A 917-nucleotide genomic window follows, 5' to 3' on the forward strand; every position below is an offset into this window, starting at 1 on the left:
TATCGTCTTGAGAAGAGAATAATTCCCTTAGGGGTGTGTTTCCTTCTTTTAGCAGCGCCAACTGCTGGGGGCTGAGGTGAGGTACATAGAGGCTATCGTCATAAGTCTCATAATAAGCCTGATCCTCATAGATAAATAGGCTCTGATAATCCATATAGAAAAGGTTTTTCCCATACTCAGGCGGTTTGTATAGTGGAAAGGCAGCTTTTTAAACCAATGATACACCCCATTCTTGTCATACTGATAGTAATAATGCCCTGGAACAATCTCAAAAGTAGCCACATCATAGCCAGAGAGTGGCTCTTTCCCTCTGTAGATCTTGTTTCCATCGGTTACAAAACCCTCAAACAACTTTTTTATTTTGCTCAAATCTTCCTTAGCTATAGGCACCCTAAGGTCTTTGTCCTCTAACGGATAGCTACTTTCATCATAATAGAGGTGGTTTTTATCTATCAAATAGCGATCATTCAGCCTTTTTAAGGTAGGAATATCAAAATAATCAGGGAGTTCTACAAAATAATCCTCCGCCTTTTCCTCATCATCATATCCTCCATTGTAACGCAATACATGGGTAGTGGTTTTGTATATAAGATTCGATACCTGCTGTACCCGCTCTCCTTTGTAGATAAAGGGCTTCCCTCGGTAATAGGTATTGTCCTTGTCGGAGACAAATTTCCCCTCTGCCCGTTCCTTCTGAAGGGTAGCCACATCAGCCCCCTCTACCTTTTGGTCATAATAGTATAGATAGTTTTTGTCCTTGAAATAACAAGTGGAAACCGACTCAAAGGTCGCAGGGTCAGAGATGTTAATCTGCTTTGTTCCCCTAAAAGCCTTCTTATAAGTTCGCCAAATGGGTTCTTCCCTATAGTCAGACTGCTTATCCCTTATAACGTCCACTACTCTAAAGCCTGTGGTAT

General features: G+C 41.3%; 1 protein-coding gene. It reads right to left on the reverse strand.

Annotated features, from left to right (window positions below; translation table 11 throughout):
* Positions 1–48: 48 nt before the first annotated feature.
* A partial coding sequence (locus tag HMPREF1551_RS05395) for a DKNYY domain-containing protein (RefSeq protein ID WP_021628046.1) occupies positions 49–917 on the reverse strand: 869 nt, incomplete at its 5' end.

Origin of the sequence: Capnocytophaga sp. oral taxon 863 str. F0517 (genome assembly GCF_000466425.1) — a bacterium.
Lineage (GTDB): Bacteria > Bacteroidota > Bacteroidia > Flavobacteriales > Flavobacteriaceae > Capnocytophaga.